Source organism: Caloramator sp. E03 (assembly GCF_006016075.1).
In the GTDB taxonomy this organism is placed as follows: domain Bacteria; phylum Bacillota; class Clostridia; order Clostridiales; family Caloramatoraceae; genus Caloramator_B.
In genome coordinates, this window is sequence record NZ_CP040093.1 from 324,061 (window position 1) to 347,361 (window position 23,301).

The following is a 23,301-nucleotide window of genomic DNA, read 5'->3' on the forward strand; positions in this document are numbered from 1 at the left end:
CCAACCTTTTTAGCTTATTATTATATATCGTACAAAAACTTATTTTCTTAATAAAAAAGAGGCCCAGACCTTCCTTTATCTTGCAGTCTGTGCTACTTCATTATAATTTATATTATTATCATATTTTTTATAGTTATTTTCAAATTTTTCTAAAAGTAGCCTTGCAGTTTCATTATATTTTTGTTTATCTCTCCAAGTATTTATAGGATTTAATATTTCCGATGGTACATCTTTACATGTTTTTGGTATTAGTAGATTAAACACAGGATGAACCTCAAATTCTGCCTTTTCAAGTTCGCCACTTATAGCAGCCCTTACCATATTTCTTGTATATGATAATTTTATCCTTTCTCCCACTCCATAAGGACCTTTTATCCATCCAGTATTTATCAAATATACATTTACATTGTGTTTTTCTATTTTTTCTCCAAGCATTTTAGCATAGTATAAAGGATTTAAAAGCATGAAAGGCTCTCCATAGCAAGCTGAAAAGGTAGCCTGTGGATCTTTTATTCCTCTTTCTGTTCCAGCTATTTTGCTGGTATATCCTGATATAAAGTGGTACATTGCTTGATGCTTAGATAGTTTTGATATAGGTGGAAGCACTCCAAAGGCATCAGCTGTAAGAAAAAGTATTGTTTTAGGATGCCCCCCTATTCCTTCCTTAACACAATTTGGTATATAATCTATTGGATATGCTGCTCTTGTATTTTCGGTATATCTATTGTCGGTAAAAACTTCTCTTCCTTCACTATCAAGCACAACATTCTCTAAAATAGTACCAAATCTTATTGCATCCCAAATTTGGGGTTCATTCTCCTTGGAAAGGTTTATACACTTGGCATAGCACCCTCCCTCAAAGTTAAACACTCCATCTTCTGACCATCCATGTTCATCATCACCTATAAGCCTTCTTTCAGAATCTGCTGAAAGTGTAGTTTTACCAGTTCCTGATAGTCCAAAGAATAAAGCAACATCATTGTTTTTTCCAACATTTGCAGAACAGTGCATAGATAATATTCCATACTTTGGCATAAAATAGTTCATTATAGAAAATATTGATTTTTTAATTTCACCACAATACATTGTACCGCCAATAATAATTACTTTCCTTACAATATTAATAATAATAAATGCCTCAGAGTTTGTTTTATCTGCTATAATATCAGCTTTAAATCCCGGTGCACAAACAACAGTAAAATCTGGATCAAAATTTTCAAGCTCCCTTTGAGTAGGCCTTATAAAAAGTTGATGAGCAAACAAATTTTGAAATGCAAACTCATTTATAAACCTTACAGCCATTGAATATCTTTTATCTGCTCCAACAAATCCATCAAATACATAAACATCCTTATTTTGAAAGTATGCCATCAATTTTGCATATAATGTTTCAAATTTTGATTCATCAATTGGTATGTTAGAATTACCCCAATATATATCATCTCTTACTTGTGCTTGATCTACAATAAATCTATCTTTAGGTGAACGCCCTGTATATTTTCCAGTATTTACATTTAAAGCTCCTGATATTGTAAGATTCCCTTCTCCTTTTAATATTGATTGCTCAATTAATTTACATGCTGGAAGATTTCTATAAATATTTCTTATATTTATCAATCCAATTCTATTTAAATATTTTTCAATTTCCATATAAATCTCTTCCCTTCATATTTTTCTAATTATATTTTACATCATTGAAGGGATTATTTCAAATTTGAATATTTATGATGCTATTCTTTCATTTGTCTATATATTATTCTCTTTTTCCAATTCATCCATTGCAATGTTTGCAAGTTCATCACACCTATTATTCAACTCATCATCAGAATGTCCCTCAACTTTTATAAACCTTACTTTATGATAATTAGTAAGTTCTATTAGTTTCTCCCAAAGTTCTTTATTCTTTACTTTATTTTTCCCACTTGTCACCCAACCATTTCTTTGCCATTTTTCAATCCATCCGTTATTAAAAGCATTTACTACATAAGCAGAGTCACTGTATAAATCAACTTCGCAAGGTTCCTTTAACATTAAAAGAGCATCAATAACTGCTGTAAGCTCCATTATATTATTCGTAGTATTTTTAAAACCCTTTTTTACTTCTTTTAAATGATCCTTATATTTTAAGATTATTCCATATCCACCAATGGCATTATCTTTGCCGTTACCCCTACAACCGCCATCCGCATAGATTATAACCTTTTTCATAACACTATCTCCTTTTTATTGTGATTTAAATATAATTATACCAATTTTTCTATCAATATATATATATCTTCACTGTAATAACATTAAATAACATGGAAATATATATGTAAATAATTTTACAATAACAATAAAACAAATATAATATATATTATGTATACTAAATAAAGGAGGGGATTATATGAAGAATATTAAGAAAAAAGGTATACTAATTCCCTTTGTTCTTATTATATTAATTGCCGGCATTTTCTTTAATTACAAGCACTCTTTAAATAGCAAAAAAATTATTCAATACAAACAGTTCTTAGAAGAAATTGATAAAGGAAACGTAACTGATGTTTATATATCAAATAGCGAAAATATAAAGATAATATTAAAGAACAATAAGATATATTACACTCAAAACCCAAGAACTGATACTTTTAAAGAATCTCTCCTACTTAAAGGAATAAATGTACATGAAGGAGATTCTTCAGGACTTAGCCAAATTATACCTCTTTCACTTTTCTCTTTTCTTATGATATCCGCAACTTTATATTTTATCTCTTCAAGGGGAAAAAATGTTTCTGGAGCCTTTAAGCTTTCATCAATTGATGCAGAACCAGAAAAAACTACAAATATAACCTTTAATGATATAGCAGGAAATGAAGAAGCAAAGGAAAGTATAAAGGAACTTGTTGACTTCATTAAACACCCAGAAAAGTATTCAAAATATAATGCAAGAATGCCAAGAGGGGTTATACTATATGGGCCTCCAGGAACAGGAAAAACACTCATCGCAAAAGCTCTTGCAGGAGAAGCTAATGTTCCTTTCTTTGCAGTAAACGGTTCCGATTTTGTACAAATATATGTAGGAGTTGGTGCTGGAAGAATTAGAGATTTATTTAAAAAAGCACGAGATAAAGGTAAAGCTGTTATATTCATCGATGAAATTGATGCTATAGGTAAAAAAAGGGATGCAAGAGGTGATGGAGGTTCTGATGAAAGGGATCAAACTTTAAATGCACTTCTTGCAGAGATGTCTGGTTTTAAAGACAGCCAAGGAATTATTGTAATGGCTGCAACAAATAGACTTGATACTTTAGATGAAGCTCTATTACGTCCTGGAAGATTTGACAGGCACATAGAAGTAGGCCTTCCTGATGTTACGGCAAGATATAAAATACTAAAACTTCATAGTAAAAATAAACCTTTAGCTGAAGATGTAGATCTTTATTCAGTAGCCCAAATGACAGTTTATTTTTCAGGTGCTAAGCTTGAAAACCTCATGAATGAAGCTTCAATACTTGCTGCTAAAGAAAGTTCTGATTATATAACTATGGAACACATAGATAAGGCCTTTGGAATTGTAATTGCTGGTGCAGAGAAAAAAGACAGAAGCTTTTTAAAGGATGAAGATAAAAAGATAACTGCTTATCATGAAGCAGGACATGCACTTATATCAAAACTTGTTTGCCCTGAAAATATTGTAAAAAGAGTAACTATAATTCCAAGCACTAAGGGTGCTGGTGGATATACACTAAATATATCCCCTGATAGAATTTATCAAACAAAAGGCAGCCTTTTAAATAACATTAAAATAGCCCTTGGTGGAAGGGCTGCTGAAGAGATAATTTTTGGAAAAGAAAACATCACTACAGGTGCTTATAAAGATTTAGAAAATGCCACAAACACATTAATATTAATGGCAAAATACTACGGTATGTTTAACAATACAGGTCTCTTAAACTACGATTTACTCGAAAGGGAAGGTGTAAATAATTCCCAGGAAATACTAAAAATATGCCGCGAAACTATTTCAAATTTATACAATGAAGTAATCGATATTCTTAATAAGAACAAAGAAAAGCTTGATAAAATTGCTTTTGAACTTTTAGAAAAAGAAACTATTGATAGCTATGACATTGAAAGAATAGTTGCAGCATAAAATCAAAAGCTGTAGTTTACTTTTTAAGCCTGTGAACTTTTATGTCTTAACAAAAGTTCACAGGCTTTTTATGTAGTTGTCTTTATATTTATTTTAATAATTAAATCAAATTTTAAGTTTACTCAGAATAAAAAATATAAATTCATTAAAGTTTTTTTAATTTAGATATAAAAAAGCCTTCCATATCCTTAGAAGGCATTATTTTAATCATACCTTCTTTTTTTTCATCAACAAAATTATTTACTTTAAAATCAATATCAATCTTATCTAACTTTAACCCTAAATTTGTACAAGCATATTCTACTATTTTTTCGTTTTCCTCATAATTCAACGTACAAGTTGAATATACAAGAGTTCCTCCCTTTTTAAGTACCCTTGCACCACTTTCAATTAGCTTTTTTTGAAGGTTAGAAAGCCTATTCACTTCCCTTAAAGACCATCCTTTATATGTTAAAGGCTCATTATAGATAAATCTTCCCTCACCACTACAAGGAGTATCAAGAAGTACCTTATCAAATTCCTCTTCATATTCATCCTTAATCTTTTCCCCTCTTCCAATCCGTATTTCAACTATATTTACTCCTTGCATTGAAAGATTATACTTTAATCTTTCAGCCCTTATTTTATCAACCTCATTAGCAAGTATGAATCCTTCATTTCCCATCAAACAAGCCATCTTGGATTGCTTCTTTCCCATCAACAAGCATGCTGGGTTGTTTTACTTCCAGGGGCTGCTGCCATATCAAGAACTCTATCTCCATTTTTAGGATTTAATATAATAGGAGGGATCATGCTCGATAGGCTTTGAAGGTAAATGTATCCTTTTTTATATATATCAAGTTCACTAATCTGCTTTTCATTAGCATTTTTTATTATAAAAGCATCTTCATACCACATAACCCTTTCAAACTTAATATTTAGATTTCTAAAATCCTTCATAAGGCTTTGTCTATCATATTTTAAAGTATTTACCCTAAGGGTTGTATACCTTGTATTTGCCATACCTGATAAAATTCTATCAGCAGTTATTGGTGAAAACTGATTATAGAGTCTTTCTATAAAATCATTAGGCAGTCTTTTTTTAACCTCTCCTATTGAAGCCATTAACATTCTCCTTTCGATGGTTGTTCTTTATTATTATAAAAAACTAAAGGACAACTTTAAAGCTTTTATAAATATATTTTCTTGAATTTAAACAATTATAATACTAAAATATAATATAACATGATATTAAAACATAAAGGAGAAAAAGCAATGTCATATATTTTTGATTGGAAAGAGGATAGAAATTTAACACTTCTTGTTGATTTTTATGAAATTACAATGGCCAATGGATATTTAAGAAATGGTATTGGAAATAAAATAGCATATTTTGATATGTTCTTTAGAAAGGTTCCAGATAACGGTGGTTTTTGCATTATGGCTGGTTTACAGCAGCTTATTGAATACATGAGAAACATAAAATTTACATCAGACGACATAGATTATTTGAGAAGCAAAAACATCTTTGATGAAGAATTTTTAGATTATCTTAAAAATTTTAAATTTGAATGTGATGTTTGGGCAATTCCTGAAGGAACGCCTGTATTCCCCAATGAGCCGTTAATAATAGTAAGGGGACCCATTATGCAAGCCCAATTCCTTGAAACGATGATTCTTCTTACAATAAATCATCAAACTTTAATTGCAACAAAAGCAAACAGAATAGTACGGGCAGCTCAAGGAAAGCCTGTTCTTGAATTTGGTTCAAGGAGAGCTCAAGGCTATGATGGTGCAATATTCGGTGCAAGAGCTGCATATATAGGTGGATGTTGCTCAACTGCATGTACTATTGCAGAAAAACTCTTTGGAATACCTGCAGTTGGTACAATGGCTCATAGCTGGGTTCAAATGTTTGATAGTGAAATCGAAGCTTTTAGAGCTTGGGCAAGAGCTTATCCCGACAATTGCCTTCTATTAGTTGATACCTATAACGTATTAAAATCAGGAATACCTAATGCTATAAAAGTTTTTAAAGAAGAACTTCTCCCTAAAGGTATAAGACCAAAAGGTATAAGAATAGATAGTGGTGATATAAAATATTTAACCGAAAAAGCAAGAAAGATGCTTGATGATGCAGGTTTTAGTGACTGTAGTATAGTTATTTCCAATTCACTCGATGAATATATAATAAGAGATGTTCTATCCCAAGGTGCTAAAATTGATAGTTTTGGAGTAGGAGAAAGGCTTATTACTGCTAAATCTGAACCAGTGTTTGGTGGAGTATATAAGCTTGTTGCTGTAGAAGATAATGGTAAAATAATTCCCAAAATTAAAATTAGCGAAAATGCAGAAAAAATAACAAATCCTGGATTCAAGCAGATATATAGGCTTTTTGATAAAGCTACAAACAAGCAATAGCAGATATTATAACCTTTGCAAATGAGATTATTGACGAAGGAAAACCTCTTAAAATATTTGATCCTGTTTATACCTGGAAGAAAAAAGGACCATAGGTAGAAATAAACTTTATTAGTTTTTTTTCAATATTGTCATAGTCATTTCTTTTACGAATGTCAAGTCCAATTATTTCAAGTTCTAATTTTATATCTGAAATACTTTCATTATAAATTGCTTTAAAAATATTTTGTCCAAAGTCATTAGTAGAATATGTAAATACATTATTTTCATCTTGAGTAACATCTAAAAGTCCCATTCCTTTAAAACATATATCAACAAAATATTGACTAAAGGGCATAGATTCAGCCTTAGCAATTCTAAAAACATCCTTTGACATCTCTATCAATATTTCGTCTTGATTTACATTTAACAGTTCATTAATATCTACTATTAGCTCTTTTTTATCTTTAAAGATAGATGCAAAAGTTGAAACTACGTCCCTAAAATTTAAATCTATGTCAATATCATCAATCTTTAAAAAGTTCCAATTAACATAATAGAGTAAAAGATTCAAAATAGCTGCATACCTTTCTTCCGCTGGCAGCCTTGATAGGCATCTTCCCTTTTTAGTAGCTTCATAATGACTATTTTTCTGTTCTAAAAGCTTTAAATAACATAATATTGATTTTAAAACATCAACATTTTCATTTTTTTCACTTATTGGAACATCATTAAGTATTCTGTCTATTAAATCAATTGTTTCAAAATCATATACATTTACATCCTCAACAATTCTTACAACTGAAGAAGCAAACCTGTTTGTTGTTATTTCTTTTATAAATTCCTTTGAATCATCCTTTCTCCCTGTTAATCTGTCATATTTATCAAGATAATAATTTACATCTGAAAACATCTTTTTATAATAGGCTATTTTACCGCCCTTTATGAATTTATTGACTTTTAGAAATTCAGTTAGAACCATCATAGCATCTAGCATTTTAGATATTCCATCTCTTCCACCAAATTCACTGTCTATCATAGTAATCATGTCTGTAAACTCTTCAAAGCAAAATGAATCAATTGTTTCAAGGGATTCTTGAAAGAAAAACAAAACTTTATTTATTAAAAGTTTAACTACTTTTAAGTTGAAGTCTATAGTATCTTTGTCATAGCCTACATCCCTCATATATTTTTCAAAAGCCATTAGCTTTTCTTTGTCTGTCACTTATAACACCACCTATATAATATTCCTTTATCATTATTGACAAAAATGATAATTTTTAATCGTGGTGCACAAAAAAAACAGCCTATAAAAATTACTGGCTGTTAATAGCTTCATAATATATCAATAATATTAGAAATTGTAAATTCATCAACATCAATATAAGACTCTCTTTCAAGTATATCCAAAAGATAATGAGCATCAGAGGATTTTATAAAGTTATAAGTGGGTTTTATTAAATTTGCCTCCTTTAGTTTCATTAATCCTTCGGATTTATAATACTCTAATGTTTTTATAGGAAGATTTTCCGGTATAAATCCAAGATTTAATATAACACTATTGGAATTCCTATCTATATGTGCTGGAATAAAAGCCCCATTTAATTCTTTAGTTATGCAACAGGCTTCATCAAAGGACATATCAGCAGATATTAAAAGCATTCTTTCGTTTATTCCAATAATATTGTCATTACTATCGTATATTATCTGCCTTCCAAATATATCAGACTTATTTTTTATTGGTGGAAGAGAGCTATAAACCTTTTCTTGAAAAACAATAGCTGATTCAATATCTTTAAAAAGGCACAAAGCATGTACATCTTCTCTTGTTTGTATCTCCATTCCAGGGATAACAATTAACCCTAATTTTTGTCCTAATTCCATACAGGCTTTAGCATTTTCACAGCTATTATGATCAGTTATAGCAATAGCATCAAGGCCTTTTAATTTTGCCATATTTACAATATTATTAGGCGTCATGTCCTCATCTCCACATGGAGATAAAGCAGTATGAATGTGCAAATCTATATATATTCGCATATTAAACTCCCATACTATTAAGTTTTAAGCAGAGCTGATATGAATTAACACCTGCTTGAAGTATAGGTATTGCTTCCTGGTTTGATTTTTCAATAGTCACACCTTCAATTTCAATATTTTCAGGTACAATTATGCAGGATAACTCCAGCAAAGATGCAACAGCAACAATATTGGGATGTATTTGAACTGTAATCCATACATTGCCTTTTGATGCATGAGACATCACCCAGCTCAAAAGGTCACAACAATATACACCTCTTACTTCCCTATCTAAACCATCCTCTCCTGAAACAACTTTTAAATTCAATTTTTCTACTATATCCTTAACCTTCATAGTTTTTCACTCCTTTTTTAAGCATAATACATTCTTCAACCTTAGAGAAGCCTCTAACAACATCCTCAGCGAAGGCTTTACATGATGGTGATCCGCATTGTCCACAATCAATTCCAGGAAGCATATTTATTATTTCATTCATATATTTCATCTTTTTTACAGCACTTTCAAAATCATCAGCAAGCTTTAACCCCTTTGAGGTTTTTATATATCCGTCACTTAAAAACTCATTTTTATAGTGTTCACTTATTTTACTCATTCTATTTGTAAAATTAAGCTGACTACTAAACTTTTTTAAAACTCTCTTTGCATTAAAAGGATTATCCACAAGGAGTATACCTCCAAGGCACCCTTCTGTACAAGCATGAGCCTCTATAAATTCAACATCATCAAACTTTCCCTTTTCAATATCATCAAGTACCCTTATAACGTTTTTAACCCCATCAACATCTATATGCTCTTTAAAATGCATTGAGGTACTTTGACCTCCAACAGTTGCCCATCTGAGCCCAGAATAAGACATCGCTACAGTACCATTTGTTTCAATATTCTTATTATTTTTGCTAATATACCTTAATATCTTGGAATATACATCAGATATTGCTATTGCACCATTTATTTGTGATTTGGTATTCTTTTGAATATTTTTTACCTTAGTAATCCATCCAACACAAGGTGTTAAAAAAAATACTCCTACCTCTTCATCTTTAAAGCCCATCTTTCTATATTTTTCTCTTATCAATATTGCTGCCACTTCAATTGGAGTTAAAACTTTTATTACATGTTCCATAAGCTCAGGATAGCTTGCATTTATAAGTCTTACAACACTTGGACAAAATGGAGATATTGCTGGCTTTCTAACGTTTTCAATTTCCTTTCTTGTAATTTCGGTAACTATTTCACAAGCATAAGTAATATCATATACTTCATCAAAGCCAAGGCTTTTTATAGCCTCATTTACTATATTTGGATTTATATAATCTCCAAATTGTGTATATATCGTTACTGAAGGTATTACTTTTTACTTTAAATTCATCTATAGAATCTATAGTATCCTTTTGTGCAACATGAGCATTATAAGGACATACTCTTATGCATTCTCCACAGTCAATACATCTATCAGTATAAATAACGGCCTTAGAATTTTTAACTCTTACTGCTTCAACAGGACAACTCATCATACATTTAGTACAGCCTTTACAGTTTTCTTCTATCAATTTTACTGAATGGTATAAACCTTTCATTTAATCACCCTATTCAATATTTATTGTCATCTTTACAATCGTATATTCTCCTTTTACAGATTCGATAACAAACTCATCACTGCTTCTTTTCATATTAGGTAGACCCATTCCTCCACCAAATCCCATCTCACGGGCTTCTTCAGAAGCCGTAGAGTATCCTTCCTTCATTGCAAGGTCAATATCCTCAATTCCAGGTCCCTTATCCCTTGCAGTAATTTCAATTTTATTTTTATAAATAGCTACTTCAATTTCTCCTCCATAGCTGTGAATAACTATATTCATTTCTGCTTCATAGCATCCTACACAAGCTCTCCTTACAATGCTGCTATCTATCCCAAGCTGCATTAAAGCCTTTTTAAGGTTACTTGAAGCCTCTCCACCCCTAATATAATCTCCACTTATAATATCATAGTGGAGCTTTATAAACTCTTGTTGCATTTATTGATTTCAGCTCCTTTTAAACCATTTACATATAAAATACCACATGCATTGAACATTATATGTTTAGTTGTCATAACACAGATATCTTTCTCTTTTGCAAGTTTATAACACTTTCATCAGGACTTTTTCCCCTAACATATACTATACATTTTATATCCATCATTTCAGCAGTTCTTACAGCTTGTATATTAGTAAGACCAGTTAAAAGAATAGTATCTTTATTTACAAGAGATAAAACGTCACTCATAAGATCACATCCAAAAGCATAACCCACATCATAATCAAGCTTTTCATGTCCACAGAGTACTTCTGCATTTAGCAATTCTGCTATATCTTTTAATTTCATTATTAAACCCCCGATTTTAAATTTATTTTTATAATTATTATAATAATCTTTATATACAGTCAATTCAAGTTAATATTGTTCAAAATTTTATTATTTTAAATAGTAATTTTAGTATATATAAAATAAGATGCCTGCAATACAAATATCAACAGGCATCTTAATATCACTATTGTTAAAGTAAAAATATATTATTTTTTGTACATTCTTCTACCATCCAATCAGGCCATATTGCCGCCTGAACTTCTCCTATATGTGCTTTCCTTAAAAAGAACATGCATATCCTTGATTGACCAATTCCTCCACCAACTGTATAAGGTAGTTCCCCATTTAAAAGCATTTTGTGGAAAAGTAATTCCTTTCTATCTTCACATCCGCTTATCTTAAGCTGTTTTTCTAAAGCCTCCTCATCAACCCTTATTCCCATAGAAGATAACTCATAAGCAATTTCAAGAACAGGATTCCAGAATATTATATCTCCATTTAATGTCCAATCATCATAGTCAGGAGACCTTCCATCATGTTTTATTCCGGATTTTAACTCTCCTCCTATCTGCATTATAAATACAGCTCCTTTTTCTTTTGCAATAGCATTTTCCCTTTCCTTTGGAGTAAGTTTTGGATACATATCTTCAAGTTCTTGAGTTGTTATAAAGCTTATTTTTTCTGGGAGTACCTTTGATATCTGAGGATAAAGTTTTGTAACATAGTCTTCTGTAGCTTTAAATACACTATAAATATCTTGAACTATTTCCTTTAGTTTTTCTACATTCCTTTCCTCTTTTTTAATTACTTTTTCCCAATCCCATTGATCAACGTAAACTGAATGAAGGTTATCAAGATCTTCATCCCTTCTTATAGCATTCATATCAGTATAAAGCCCTTCTCCAACTTTAAACCCATACCTTTTAAGTGCTAAACGCTTCCATTTTGCAAGGGAATGAACTATCTGAACATCCCTTGATTCCAGAATATTATATCTCCATTTAATGTCCAATCATCATAGTCAGGAGACCTTCCATCATGTTTTATTCCGGATTTTAACTCTCCTCCTATCTGCATTATAAATACAGCTCCTTTTTCTTTTGCAATAGCATTTTCCCTTTCCTTTGGAGTAAGTTTTGGATACATATCTTCAAGTTCTTGAGTTGTTATAAAGCTTATTTTTCTGGGAGTACCTTTGATATCTGAGGATAAAGTTTTGTAACATAGTCTTCTGTAGCTTTAAATACACTATAAATATCTTGAACTATTTCCTTTAGTTTTTCTACATTCCTTTCCTCTTTTTTAATTACTTTTTCCCAATCCCATTGATCAACGTAAACTGAATGAAGGTTATCAAGATCTTCATCCCTTCTTATAGCATTCATATCAGTATAAAGCCCTTCTCCAACTTTAAACCCATACCTTTTAAGTGCTAAACGCTTCCATTTTGCAAGGGAATGAACTATCTGAACATCCCTTGAGCCTATAGCTTTAACATCAAAGGATACAGGTCTTTCATATCCATTAAGGTTGTCATTGATACCTGTTTCCGGTCTTACAAATAGCGGAGCTGATACTCTTGTAAGATTAAGCTTTTTAGCAAGTTCAATTTGAAAGAAATCCTTTATTTTCTTTATTGCTATTTCAGTTTCCTTTATATCAAGTAATGGTTTATATTCTTTTGGTATAATTAGGCTTTTTAGCATATCACTCATATATATTCCTCCTATAAATTTATATTTATTTGCAATATGTTCATTTTTATTCAAAGCATGGCCATGCAATAATAAAAAAATAAAACCTTTCATCCAAGGGACGAAAGGTTAATTTCCGCGGTGCCACCCAAATTAGCATAAAAGCTCACTCAATCAGTACGGAATATACAATATTCGATACTGTCCAATCTATAACGGTTTGGCTCCGTCTAAGTCTACTCTTAGGCATACATCCTAATTTTGGTTAGATACTCCGGGATGTTCTTCAGTACAGCCTTTGTGTTGATCTTCCACCATCATCAACTCGCTATAACTATCTCTGTACTTACTCTTCCCTTCACTGTATTTGCCTTTATTTATTAATAATTATACATAGCCTACTATTCCTTGTCAAGCAAAATTCTAAAAAAATAGTAAAAAAATTTAAACAAGATTTATATGATGTTCCTACCATATAATATCGCAACAATATATTAATAAGAATAATCTATTGTTTCCTTTTACACTACTCCTATTACAAATACTTTCTTTTTTCTCAAATAAACCATTCCTTATATTACCTGCACCAATTGATAAATTCCTCAAATATCCTTAACATAACCGGATGTTTTTTTATCATTATTTCCGGATGCCACTGAACAGCCATAATAGGCTTTGTTTTGTGCTCAATAGCTTCAACAACACCATCAGATGAAGTCGCAGATACAATAAAATTATCTGGTACTACTTTAGCAGCTTGATGATGAAAGCTGTTAACAAGAAGCCTATCCTTTTCAAATATTTTAAATAATCGTGTCCCTGGAACTATATCCACATAATGTCCTATATCATTTATACTTGCTCTTTGCATGTGATTTATATAAAATGTATTGTTATCACTTAAATCCTGATATAGTTTTCCTCCAAAGGCAACTGTAATAACCTGTTGACCCCTGCTTATACCAAGGATTGGCATATCCTTTTCAATTGCAGCTTTAACAATGAAAAGCTCACATAGATCTCTTGGAGTGTATGTAAACCCTACATACTTACTAGGTTCCTCTCCATAATAAATAGGATTTACATCAAACCCTCCCGACAACACTATCCCATCGAGTGAATCCATAATCTTTAAAATGTCCTCTTCTTTATTAATAATTGGAATAATAACAGGTACTCCACCTGCTTCAAGAACAGCATCTACAAATTCCTTAGATATAAAATATCTCTCCTGCCCTAATGACATTCCTTTTTCAGAAATCATATAATCCCCTGTTATTCCTATAAAAGGCTTACCCATAAAATCACCTCGATTTACTTCTAATTTATAATTAAAAATGATAAAATAATTTTATTAAGTATATTTCCGTATTCTCTTAAAATTAATTATAATGTTTTTAATTTTAACATACAATAATTTGGCTTTTAAAGCAAAAAATTTTAGGGAGTTGGTATTTTGAAAAAAGTATATCTTGATAATTCTGCTACATCCTTTCCCAAAGCACCTAATGTTTCCAAAAGCATTTGCAATTATATAGAAAGTATAGGTGGAAACGTTGGAAGAGGTACATACCAATCCTCCTATACCGCAGGACATGTTGTTTACGAAACAAGAGAACTTTTATGTCAGCTATTCAATTTTAATAAACCTTTAAACGTTGTATTTACAATGAATATAACAGTAAGCCTCAATATCCTTTTAAAAGGGTTTTTAAAACAAAATGACCATGTTATTGTTTCTTCTATGGAACATAACGCAATAATGAGACCATTAACCTCCCTATTAAAAGAAGGAATAACCTTTGATAAAGTTCAGTGTGATGTTCATGGAAGATTAAACCCTTTTGATATTGAAAAATACATTAAACCTAATACAAAACTTATTGTTATGACCCACGCTTCAAACGTATGTGGTACAATATTGCCAATTGAAGAGGTAGGTAAAATATGCAAAAGGCATGGAATACATTTTATACTTGATTCTGCTCAAAGTGCAGGAGTACTCCCAATAGACTTTAATAAATTAAATCTTAGTGCATTAGCATTTACAGGCCATAAAGGACTTTTAGGACCTCAAGGTGTAGGAGGCTTTATAATAAAAGATGATTTTGTTAATAAAGTTACCCCATTAATTGAAGGTGGAACTGGGAGTTTATCTGAATCAGAAGTTCAGCCTGATTACATGCCTGATAAATTTGAATCTGGAACTTTAAATATACCTAACATATTTGGACTTAATGCTTCATTAAAATTTATAAAATCAATAGGGATTGACGCAATACACGAAAAAGAAATGGAACTTACAAAGCACTTTATTGAGGGTATAAAAAATATTGATGGCATAAGACTTTGTGGTCTTGACAGTATTGAAGGAAGAACAGCAGCCATCTCCCTGGACTTTACTAATCATGACAATTCCGAAGTAGCATTTATGTTAGATAAGGAATTTGGTATTATGACAAGGGTTGGTCTTCATTGTGCACCATCAGCCCATAAAACATTAAAAACCTTCCCTAAGGGAACAGTCAGATTCTCTCCAGGGTATTTTACTTCCATGGAAGATATAAACTATACAATAGATTCCATATATAAAGTAATAAAGATGTTATAAGGCAGGCTAATACCTGCCTTATAACATTAATTTTCAAAGGTTCCCCTTATCTTTAATTCTTTATTCTGCATCATCACTTGACCTTTTGCAATTACTGTATCTATATCTAAAGTTTCCTTATCAACAAGTACTATATCTGCATCAAATCCCTTTTCAATTCTTCCTTTATTTTTTAATTTTAATAAAAATGCTGGATTAGATGTTATAACCCTTATTGCCTTTTCAAATGGAACATTATCTTCAATTATTGCATCCCTAACTTCATAATAAAGAGATGTAACTTTTCCTATTCCAAGTCCTATAAACTCTTTCTTATCATTAAACATAGGCAAACTTCCTTGCCCATCAGAGGTAAAGGTTATATGATTAATATCTACTCCTTCTTCAATACACAATTTTAAAGCCTTACTTGCTTTAACTTCTCCTTTTTCCCAAAAAACTGAGTCTGAACTGGTTGTAAAATCTATAAATCCCCCTGCTTTTGCAAATTTTATTCCTTCATTAAGTAGCTGTTCATTTCTATTTATATGGGTAGGCAAAAATTGAGTGTATGGTATTTCAGTTTTTATAACAATCTCATGTAAATAATTAAGCATCCTTCCTCCTTCACCGAGATGAAAATTTACAATCCCAGCCTTCCCAGATAGTATACCTGCAACTCTTGCATCTGCAACAAGTTGCATTATCATATCGATGGTTGGCTGTGATGATCTGTGATCTGAAATAGCAATCTCACCTGCTCCTATAACCTTATCAATTAGCATTATATCCTTCATAACACTTCCTGTTATAGTAGTTATAGGAACCCTATAAGAACCTGTATAGATATAAGCAGTTATGCCTTCCTCTTCAAGCCCCCTTGCCTTTGCCAAAAGCCCCTCCATACTCCTTGTTATCCCATCGGTTCCAAGGCATCCTACTACTGTTGTTATGCCTCCGATTATTAAATCTGAAAGCATAATCTCTGGTGTTCTTGTTTTATATCCTCCCTCCCCTCCTCCTCCTGATATGTGGACATGAGAATCTATAAAACCTGGGACTGCTATTTTATTTGTCCCGTCTATTATTTCTAATTCAACCTCAGCAATTTTATCTATATCAATAAATTTTGATACTGCACCTATCTTATCACAGATTATAAGTATATCTCCCTCTCCTAAATAATCTGGAGAAAAAATTTTTACTCCTTTTATAAGCTTTATCATCAATATCCCTTCCTTGTATATCTTATAATTCAATAATATTTTTCATATATTTTATTATTCCATATTTTCAAAGCCATTAACAGCAGCTATATTAATATTTTCAAATTGTCAACAAAGCCTTTTTGTTTTAGGACTTTGCAACAGCTTGATTAATATTTCTTCTTTATAATTATATCTTTAGTATTTTATTTTTACTTTTCTTTAAGTAATAGTTCAAACATTATTGATTTATTTTTATATTTAATGTATAATCTCATCTTTGACAGTTGCGAGAAGCAAAAAGCCTGTAGAACCATTGAATATCAAGGGCTCTCAGGCTTTTATACTTTTCAAAAAAGTGAACAATGTTTTTTATTTTTTCGTGTCTTTAAAAATTTTCTTCATTTGTTTCATATTAATTATTTGATAATCCGTTCTAAAGCCAAATTTGTCATGTAAATCATCTGTAAAATCAGTCCTTGTATATATTGGAATATAGCCCTCATTCTTAATCTCATAAAAATTCATTTCTCTAAGTCCTGATATAATATCGCTACACGTATATTTTTCTGAAAGCTTTTTTTCTAATAGCCTATATATCATCAGGGAAATGAAACAAGTTGTAAAATGCGCTTTTATTCTATCATCTCTTCTTAAATATACTGGTCTTGCCTTAAACTCTGATTTCATAATACGGAAGGACTCTTCTATTTCCCAACGCCTTCTATTAATTTTTATAATTGCGGCAGCATCATCACTTATATTTGTACATACTGCGTAAAAACCATCATACATTGCCTCTTGTGCTATTAAATCAGCATTAATGCTGTATAATTCTTTTTCAGCTACTTCACCGTCAGGTGTGTAGTGAGTCTTTGAAATAAAGCGTTTGTAATCATTAGCATTACATTTCTTCAATTTTGTAGGATTGGTATCAATAACCTCTTGAGCTCTCTCTATTTGGTTACCTCTTATAGTTCTTTGATAGTTTCTATATTTCAAGGAAAATGTTACAATAAGTTTTTGTTCAAGCCCGTCTTCTTTTATCCAGCGTTCCTTATAAAAAATTTTATTAATATCTGCTTCTTCGTTAATTTCGTTTAAATTATATACTTTGTCTGAATCGCTAAGATGCCATCCTTTGGGGTCTAACGCCCATTCTTTTAAATGTGATTTTAATTTTTTAATAGATTGTGTAGTAATAAAAGCTCGATTTTGTATATTATTAAATTTTCTATTAGCTGTAGATGCAAGCCCTGCATCTGTACAAATGATAAATTTTGAAAGCCCAAATTCGGATATAATTTTTTGCTCTAAAGGTTTTAAAGTTACTTGTTCATTAGTATTACCTTTGTTTATACAAAATGCAAGGGGGATGCCGTCTCCATCCATGAAAAGTCCCATTTGAACAATTGGATTGGGTCTATGTTCCTTCGATACTCCATACTGTTTTAATCCTTCTTCCTGTTCAATTTCAAAGAAATAGTTGGTGCAGTCATAATAGAGAACTCCTTTATTACGATTGCAAACTTTAAGACTGTTCTTATATAATTCTGACTGAATAAAATCTGTTTCTTCTGAAATTACTTCTAAAGCTCTATAAATATGCTGAAGCTCAAAATCAGGCTGCTCAATAAATTTTTTTGATAGTTCGTATGTAGCAAGCTTAGATGATGGATAAATAATTCTTGCATAAATTAATCTTGATAGTATTGAATTTAGATTAAAATTAAATTTATGTTTATCCGAAATATTTTTACAGATATTTTGCAGCCCAAGCTCGTTATATATTTTTTGTAAAAACAAGTAACTACCATTAAAAGTATGCTGTTCGTCTTTGTTAATTTGTTTAACAGGCGAGTATTTTACTAATATTTCTCTTTTCTCTTCTTTTTCTTTTCTATTTAACTCTTCAACGTACCTCTTCCCCCATTCTATAGGGTCTTGTCCGTTTAGTTTTTTTAAAAGTTCATCATAAGTGCCAAGCTTCTCAACTACTTTTGAAGTACGATTGCCTTTTTCATAAACAGATTTAACTACGTATAAGGATGCTGCATTTTTTGATTTAACAATTTGTAATCTCATTTTTTCACATCTCTTCATATATTTATATCTATATTATAACACATTGTTACACATTGTGCACTATAAAAATTTAAAATTTGACAAAAAAATAAGCCTATATCAAGGCTTTAAGGCACTTTTTTTGTCTTGCAACTGTCAAAGACCCGCCTTTTTGTTTTAGGACTTTGCAACAGCTTGATTAATATTTCTTCTTTATAATTATATCTTTAGTATTTTATTTTTACTTTTCTTTAAGTAATAGTTCAAACATTATTGATTTATTTTTATATTTAATGTATAATATTTAGCAAAATTATACTAAAGTCGATGATGGGGAGGAGTACCATTGTGACGGCTTTAAGCGAGCAGAGGAGGGTGTAAGCTCTGTAGCCTTAGCCTTGGGAAAAGAGCCCTTAAGACGCTGCCGGAAAGTGCACTGCATCAGTATGGTAAGCCCCTTAAAAGGGTTATAATATCAAGTGGGCAAATGCCAATTAGAGTGGTACCGCGGTTAAACCGTCTCTTTTTAGAGACGGTTTTTTATTTATTATTCTTTTGAATATTTAAACACCTAAAATATAAGGAGGTATACCATGAACTATAAAAGAATAATTGCAGAAAAAATAAACGAAAAAACTAACATTGGAATTGAAACTATAGAAAGACTTATTGAAATCCCTCCAAAGCCCGAAATGGGTGATTATGCTTTTCCCTGTTTTCAGCTTGCAAAAACAATGAAAAAAGCTCCAAATATTATTGCTCAAGAATTAAAAGTGAGCATAAACAATGACTATCTTGAAAAGATTGAAAGTGTAGGAGGATACTTAAACTTTTTTATTGACAAAAGTGCATATACAAAGCATGTATTTGATTTAATTTTATCCGAAAGAGATAAATACGGATCTTCTGATATTGGAAAGGGTAAAAACGTTGTTGTTGAGTACTCTTCCCCTAACATTGCAAAGCCGTTCCATGTAGGACATCTATATTCAACAGCAATTGGAAATGCACTTTATAAAATGATGAAATTTGAAGGATATAATACTATAGGAGTAAATCACCTTGGAGATTGGGGAACACAATTTGGTAAATTAATAGTTGCTTATAAAAGGTGGGTTGATGAAGAAGCCCTTGAAAAGGAACCTATAAAAGAGCTTCTTAGAATTTACGTTAAATTTCATGATGAGGCTGAAAAGGATCCATCCCTTGAAGATCTTGCAAGGATGCATTTTAAAAACCTCGAAGATGGCTGTAAAGAAGAAACTGAGCTATGGGAAAGGATGAAGGATCTAAGCCTTAAAGAGTTTAACAAAATATACGATATGTTGAATATAAAATTTGATTCCCTTGCAGGTGAAAGTTTTTATAGTGATAAGATGGATGCTGTTGTTGATGAAATTCAAAGTAAAGGACTTCTTACTGAAAGTAATGGTGCTCTTGTTGTAAATCTTGATGAATATAATATCCCTCCTTGTATAATAAAAAAATCCGATGGTGCAACTATATATGCAACAAGAGATTTAGCTGCAGCAATCTATAGAAAGAAAACCTACGACTTTTATAAAAATATATATGTCGTTGGTTCTCCTCAAGCTCTTCACTTTAAACAGATATTTACAACATTAAAGCTTATGGGACATGAGTGGGCTAATGACTGTGTTCATGTTGGCTTTGGTCTTGTTAAATTTGCAGATAAAAAACTATCAACAAGAAAAGGAGATGTAATATTCCTTGAGGATTTATTAAATGAAGCCGTATCCCGTACATTAGAGCTTATTACTCAAAAAAATGCAAACCTTGAAAACAAAGAAGAGATTGCTAAAAAGGTAGGTATAGGTGCTGTTGTGTTTGCTTATTTAAAGAATAATCGTGAAAGGGATATAATGTTCAGCTTTGATGATATGCTAAACTTTGATGGAGAAACAGGGCCTTATGTTCAGTACACTTACGCCCGTGGTAAAAGCATATTAAGAAAGGCAGAAGGCTTTGAAGCTGTTCCAGACTATAGCAAACTTAATTCAACTGATGAATTTGAGCTTATTAAACTTCTTTCAGGATTTAATGAAGCAATATTATCTGCTATAAGCAAATATGAGCCTTCAATACTTACAAGACATATAATCGATATAGCTAAAACCTTCAATAAAATATATAACCTCTATCCAATACTATCCTGTGAAGACGAGTCTTTAAAAGCTGCAAGATTAAAGCTTGTTGAAGCTACAACAATTGTAATTAAAAATGGTCTTTCTCTTCTTGGAATCGATGTAGTAGAAAAGATGTAAAAAGAGCCTTAGGGCTCTTTTTATTTCGTACTCTGTCCAAGATATGCTTTTTTTACATCTTCATTTTCTAAAAGTTCTCTTCCTTTTCCCTCCATAGTTATTCTTCCTGTTTCAAGTACATAAGCATAATCTGCAATATGAAGGGCTGCATTTGCATTTTGCTCAATTAAAAGTATAGTAACACCTTGTTTATTTATTTCCTTTATTATTTCAAATATTTCTTTTACTATTAAAGGTGCAAGTCCAAGGGATGGTTCATCCATCATCATAAGTTTAGGTCTTGACATTAAGGCCCTTCCTACAGCAAGCATCTGCTGTTCTCCTCCAGATAGTGTTCCTGCAAGCTGCCAGGTTCTCTCCTTTAACCTTGGAAACAAGCTGAATACCCACTCCATATCCTCTTTTATCTTATTCTGGTCTTTCCTCGTAAAAGCTCCTATCTTTAGGTTTTCCAATACAGTTAAATCTGGAAATACTCTCCTTCCCTCAGGTACAAGCACTATTCCTTCCTTGACCATATCCTTAGTTTGGAGAGTTAACAAATCCTTTCCTAAATAATTTACCTTCCCAGATTTGGCTTTTACAAGTCCCACTATAGATCTTAAAGTAGTACTTTTACCTGCTCCATTGGCTCCTATTAAAGTAACTATTTTACCCTGATCTACATTAAAGCTAATTCCTTTTAAAGCTTCAATTCCTCCATAGCATACAACAAGGTTTTCAACACTAAGCATCTTCACTCACCCCCAAGTAAGCCTCAATAACTTTAGGATTATTCTGTATCTCATTAGGGCTTCCTTCTGCAATAGTTAAGCCATAATCAAGCACATAAACCCTATTTGAAATTCCCATAACAACCTGCATGTGGTGTTCAATCATAAATATTGTTAAATCAAATTCATTTCTGATATCCTTTATAAATTCAGTTAAATCTTCAGTTTCTTTAGGGTTCATACCAGCTGCAGGTTCATCAAGAAGAAGTATTTTGGGCTTAGTTGCAAGTGCTCTTGCAATTTCAAGCCTTCTCTGTTTACCATAAGGAAGAGAAGATGCCTTTTCATCCTTTAAATCAGCAAGTCCTACTCTTTCAAGAAGCATTAAAGAGTATTCAATCATTTCTCTTTCTTCATTTTTATATTTTGACAATTTTACTATTGCTTCTATAAAATTAGATTTAATCCTAAGGTGATTTGCTATAAGAACATTGTCAAGAACACTTAAATCCTTAAAAAGCCTTATATTTTGAAAAGTTCTTGCAATACCAAATGAGGTTATCCTATCAGGCTTAAGTCCTGTTATATCCTTATCCTTTAAAAAAATCTTTCCTTCTGTTGGCTTATAAACTCCTGTAATCATATTGAATACAGTAGTTTTTCCTGCTCCATTAGGCCCAATTAGCGCAACGATTTCTCCATTATTAAGCTCCAAATTAAAATCCTTTACTGCAGTAACTCCTCCAAATTTCATAGTTATATTATTTGTTTTAAGCATATTCATTGCTGTATACCTCCTTTTGAAAGAGGTTTCTTTGAAAATCTCTTTAATACAACCTCCCATGTTAATTCTTTAGCACCCATAAGACCATTCCTAAAGAACAATATAACCACCATTAAAAGCAGTGAAAATATAACCATTCTAAGTCCAGGTATACCTTTTATTGTTACAAAACCTAAATTGATTCTCTCATCAAGAAATCTTAAGACTTCCATTGATATTGTTATTATGAAAGAAGATACAATTGTACCTGTTATACTTCCCATACCTCCAAGGACTATTATAAGTAGTATATTATAGGTCAAAAAGAACCTAAACATTAGAGGATCTATTGTTCCAATTAAATTTCCTAAAAGTCCTCCTCCAATCCCTGCAAAAAAAGCTCCCATTGTAAAGGCAAGTATTTTGTGCTTAAAAAGATTAATTCCCATATTTTCAGCAGCTATTTCATCTTCCCTTATTGCTTTTAACGCTCTTCCATAACTACTATTTATAAGGGAGACAATTATTATTAGGGTTAAAATTGCAATACCAAAACTCCAGTAGAGATTAGTTTTATTTGGAATATCCTTTAATCCTAATGCTCCATTTGTAAGCCTTTGGGTATTTGTAAATATAACCCTTATAATTTCTGAAAAGCCAAGGGTTGCAATTGCAAGATAGTCCCCTTTAAGCCTCAAAACCGGTGCTCCTATTAAAAAAGCAACTATTGCTGCCAAAGCCCCTCCCAAAAGTAGTGATGGTAAGAAAGGCCAAACTATTTTATCAAGTGGAGATATTAAGGGAACCATGAAAAAGTTCTTTTCTTTTACAGCAATTGGCATAGTTAAAAGAGCCGTAGTATATGCACCAATTGCCATAAATCCAGCATGTCCTAATGAAAAAAGCCCTGTAAATCCATTTATAAGGTTTAAGCTAAGTCCTAAAATTGTATATATAGCACAGAGATTTAGTATTCTTAACTTATATTCATCAAGGTTTTCTTGTGCAATTATAATAATTACAGTTAAAATCAAAAGCAATAGAATATTTAATTTCATGTTATTAGACAATTTAAATTTCTTATTCATA

At 31.4% G+C, this 23,301-nt stretch carries 20 protein-coding genes, 3 pseudogenes and 2 other annotated features; of the genes and pseudogenes, 4 read left to right on the forward strand and 19 right to left on the reverse strand.

Annotation, left to right across the window (positions count from 1 at the left end; translation table 11 throughout):
* Positions 1-75 precede the first annotated feature (75 nt).
* Both pckA and rnhA read right to left on the reverse strand, forming a co-directional pair.
* Entirely contained in the window at positions 76-1,650 is a 1,575-nt protein-coding gene (pckA, locus tag FDN13_RS01770) for a phosphoenolpyruvate carboxykinase (ATP) (RefSeq protein ID WP_138978605.1), read from the reverse strand.
* 96 nt (positions 1,651-1,746) lie between these two features.
* The gene (rnhA, locus tag FDN13_RS01775) at positions 1,747-2,208 is read right to left on the reverse strand and encodes a ribonuclease HI (RefSeq protein WP_138978606.1); all 462 of its coding nucleotides are present in this window, start codon (positions 2,206-2,208) and stop codon (positions 1,747-1,749) included.
* 178 nt (positions 2,209-2,386) lie between these two features.
* Here rnhA and FDN13_RS01780 point away from each other — a divergent pair, with 178 nt between their 5' ends.
* The gene (locus FDN13_RS01780) at positions 2,387-4,132 is read left to right on the forward strand and encodes an ATP-dependent metallopeptidase FtsH/Yme1/Tma family protein (RefSeq protein WP_138978607.1); all 1,746 of its coding nucleotides are present in this window, start codon (positions 2,387-2,389) and stop codon (positions 4,130-4,132) included.
* Between the two features lie 145 nt (positions 4,133-4,277).
* Here the strand turns inward: FDN13_RS01780 and FDN13_RS01785 are convergent, their stop codons facing one another.
* Together FDN13_RS01785 and FDN13_RS01790 are read right to left on the reverse strand one after the other, a co-directional pair.
* Positions 4,278-4,829, reverse strand: a complete 552-nt coding sequence (locus FDN13_RS01785; RefSeq protein ID WP_138978608.1) for a hypothetical protein — start codon at positions 4,827-4,829, stop codon at positions 4,278-4,280.
* Positions 4,829-5,236, reverse strand: coding sequence for a hypothetical protein (locus FDN13_RS01790; protein WP_168190035.1), 408 nt, complete (start codon positions 5,234-5,236; stop codon positions 4,829-4,831). The genes FDN13_RS01785 and FDN13_RS01790 overlap by 1 nt, the downstream gene beginning before the upstream one ends.
* Before the next feature lie 150 nt (positions 5,237-5,386).
* Between FDN13_RS01790 and FDN13_RS01795 the strand changes: the two are divergent.
* Positions 5,387-6,618, forward strand: a pseudogene (locus FDN13_RS01795) (nicotinate phosphoribosyltransferase); the annotation flags it as partial.
* On the opposite strand, the gene FDN13_RS01800 reads toward FDN13_RS01795, so the two are convergent.
* The 10 genes and pseudogenes from FDN13_RS01800 to FDN13_RS01845 all read right to left on the reverse strand — a co-directional run bounded on the left by FDN13_RS01800 (position 6,600) and on the right by FDN13_RS01845 (position 13,892).
* On the reverse strand, positions 6,600-7,736 hold the full coding sequence (locus tag FDN13_RS01800; RefSeq protein WP_138978609.1) for a hypothetical protein: 1,137 nt from the start codon (positions 7,734-7,736) through the stop codon (positions 6,600-6,602). The pseudogene FDN13_RS01795 and the gene FDN13_RS01800 sit on opposite strands and share 19 nt — an antisense overlap.
* Before the next feature lie 110 nt (positions 7,737-7,846).
* Positions 7,847-8,551 carry a PHP domain-containing protein gene (locus FDN13_RS01805; RefSeq protein ID WP_138978610.1) on the reverse strand — a complete coding sequence of 235 codons (705 nt, stop codon included), beginning with the start codon at positions 8,549-8,551 and terminating at the stop codon, positions 7,847-7,849.
* Position 8,552: 1 nt separating this feature from the next.
* Positions 8,553-8,885 (reverse strand): DRTGG domain-containing protein, encoded by a 333-nt coding sequence (locus FDN13_RS01810; RefSeq protein ID WP_138978611.1) that lies wholly within the window; start codon positions 8,883-8,885, stop codon positions 8,553-8,555.
* Positions 8,875-9,900: a [Fe-Fe] hydrogenase large subunit C-terminal domain-containing protein gene (locus FDN13_RS01815; RefSeq protein ID WP_371414839.1), complete on the reverse strand. Its 1,026-nt coding sequence runs from the start codon at positions 9,898-9,900 to the stop codon at positions 8,875-8,877. The genes FDN13_RS01810 and FDN13_RS01815 overlap by 11 nt, the downstream gene beginning before the upstream one ends.
* Entirely contained in the window at positions 9,839-10,129 is a 291-nt protein-coding gene (locus FDN13_RS01820) for a 4Fe-4S dicluster domain-containing protein (protein ID WP_138978613.1), read from the reverse strand. The genes FDN13_RS01815 and FDN13_RS01820 overlap by 62 nt, the downstream gene beginning before the upstream one ends.
* 9 nt (positions 10,130-10,138) lie before the next feature.
* Complete coding sequence (locus tag FDN13_RS01825; protein ID WP_138978614.1) at positions 10,139-10,567, reverse strand: ATP-binding protein; 429 nt, start codon at positions 10,565-10,567, stop codon at positions 10,139-10,141.
* A gap of 73 nt (positions 10,568-10,640) precedes the next feature.
* The gene (locus tag FDN13_RS01830; protein WP_371414834.1) at positions 10,641-10,916 is read right to left on the reverse strand and encodes a DRTGG domain-containing protein; all 276 of its coding nucleotides are present in this window, start codon (positions 10,914-10,916) and stop codon (positions 10,641-10,643) included.
* 172 nt (positions 10,917-11,088) lie between these two features.
* Positions 11,089-11,871: pseudogene (gene asnA, locus FDN13_RS01835) on the reverse strand (aspartate--ammonia ligase); the annotation flags it as partial.
* A gap of 8 nt (positions 11,872-11,879) precedes the next feature.
* Positions 11,880-12,613: pseudogene (locus tag FDN13_RS01840) on the reverse strand (aspartate--ammonia ligase); the annotation flags it as partial.
* Positions 12,614-12,706: 93 nt separating this feature from the next.
* Positions 12,707-12,963, reverse strand: a binding site (T-box leader).
* A 206-nt stretch (positions 12,964-13,169) separates the two neighbouring features.
* On the reverse strand, positions 13,170-13,892 hold the full coding sequence (locus FDN13_RS01845) for a gamma-glutamyl-gamma-aminobutyrate hydrolase family protein (protein ID WP_138978616.1): 723 nt from the start codon (positions 13,890-13,892) through the stop codon (positions 13,170-13,172).
* A 156-nt stretch (positions 13,893-14,048) separates the two neighbouring features.
* Here FDN13_RS01845 and FDN13_RS01850 point away from each other — a divergent pair, with 156 nt between their 5' ends.
* Positions 14,049-15,203 (forward strand): aminotransferase class V-fold PLP-dependent enzyme, encoded by a 1,155-nt coding sequence (locus FDN13_RS01850; protein WP_138978617.1) that lies wholly within the window; start codon positions 14,049-14,051, stop codon positions 15,201-15,203.
* Between the two features lie 26 nt (positions 15,204-15,229).
* Here the strand turns inward: FDN13_RS01850 and iadA are convergent, their stop codons facing one another.
* On the reverse strand, positions 15,230-16,408 hold the full coding sequence (gene iadA, locus FDN13_RS01855; RefSeq protein ID WP_138978618.1) for a beta-aspartyl-peptidase: 1,179 nt from the start codon (positions 16,406-16,408) through the stop codon (positions 15,230-15,232).
* Between the two features lie 351 nt (positions 16,409-16,759).
* Positions 16,760-18,472, reverse strand: a complete 1,713-nt coding sequence (locus tag FDN13_RS01860) for an IS1634 family transposase (RefSeq protein ID WP_138978594.1) — start codon at positions 18,470-18,472, stop codon at positions 16,760-16,762.
* 297 nt (positions 18,473-18,769) lie between these two features.
* Positions 18,770-18,978, forward strand: a binding site (T-box leader).
* A gap of 66 nt (positions 18,979-19,044) precedes the next feature.
* Here FDN13_RS01860 and argS point away from each other — a divergent pair.
* Positions 19,045-20,736: an arginine--tRNA ligase gene (gene argS, locus FDN13_RS01865; RefSeq protein WP_138978619.1), complete on the forward strand. Its 1,692-nt coding sequence runs from the start codon at positions 19,045-19,047 to the stop codon at positions 20,734-20,736.
* 20 nt (positions 20,737-20,756) lie between these two features.
* Here argS and FDN13_RS01870 read toward each other — a convergent pair whose 3' ends face one another.
* The 3 genes from FDN13_RS01870 to FDN13_RS01880 are packed head-to-tail and all read right to left on the reverse strand — an operon-like array spanning position 20,757 to position 23,300.
* Positions 20,757-21,470 (reverse strand): ABC transporter ATP-binding protein, encoded by a 714-nt coding sequence (locus tag FDN13_RS01870; protein WP_138978620.1) that lies wholly within the window; start codon positions 21,468-21,470, stop codon positions 20,757-20,759.
* Entirely contained in the window at positions 21,463-22,233 is a 771-nt protein-coding gene (locus FDN13_RS01875) for an ABC transporter ATP-binding protein (RefSeq protein ID WP_138978621.1), read from the reverse strand. The genes FDN13_RS01870 and FDN13_RS01875 overlap by 8 nt, the downstream gene beginning before the upstream one ends.
* On the reverse strand, positions 22,230-23,300 hold the full coding sequence (locus FDN13_RS01880) for a branched-chain amino acid ABC transporter permease (RefSeq protein WP_138978622.1): 1,071 nt from the start codon (positions 23,298-23,300) through the stop codon (positions 22,230-22,232). The genes FDN13_RS01875 and FDN13_RS01880 overlap by 4 nt, the downstream gene beginning before the upstream one ends.
* Position 23,301: the final 1 nt, after the last annotated feature.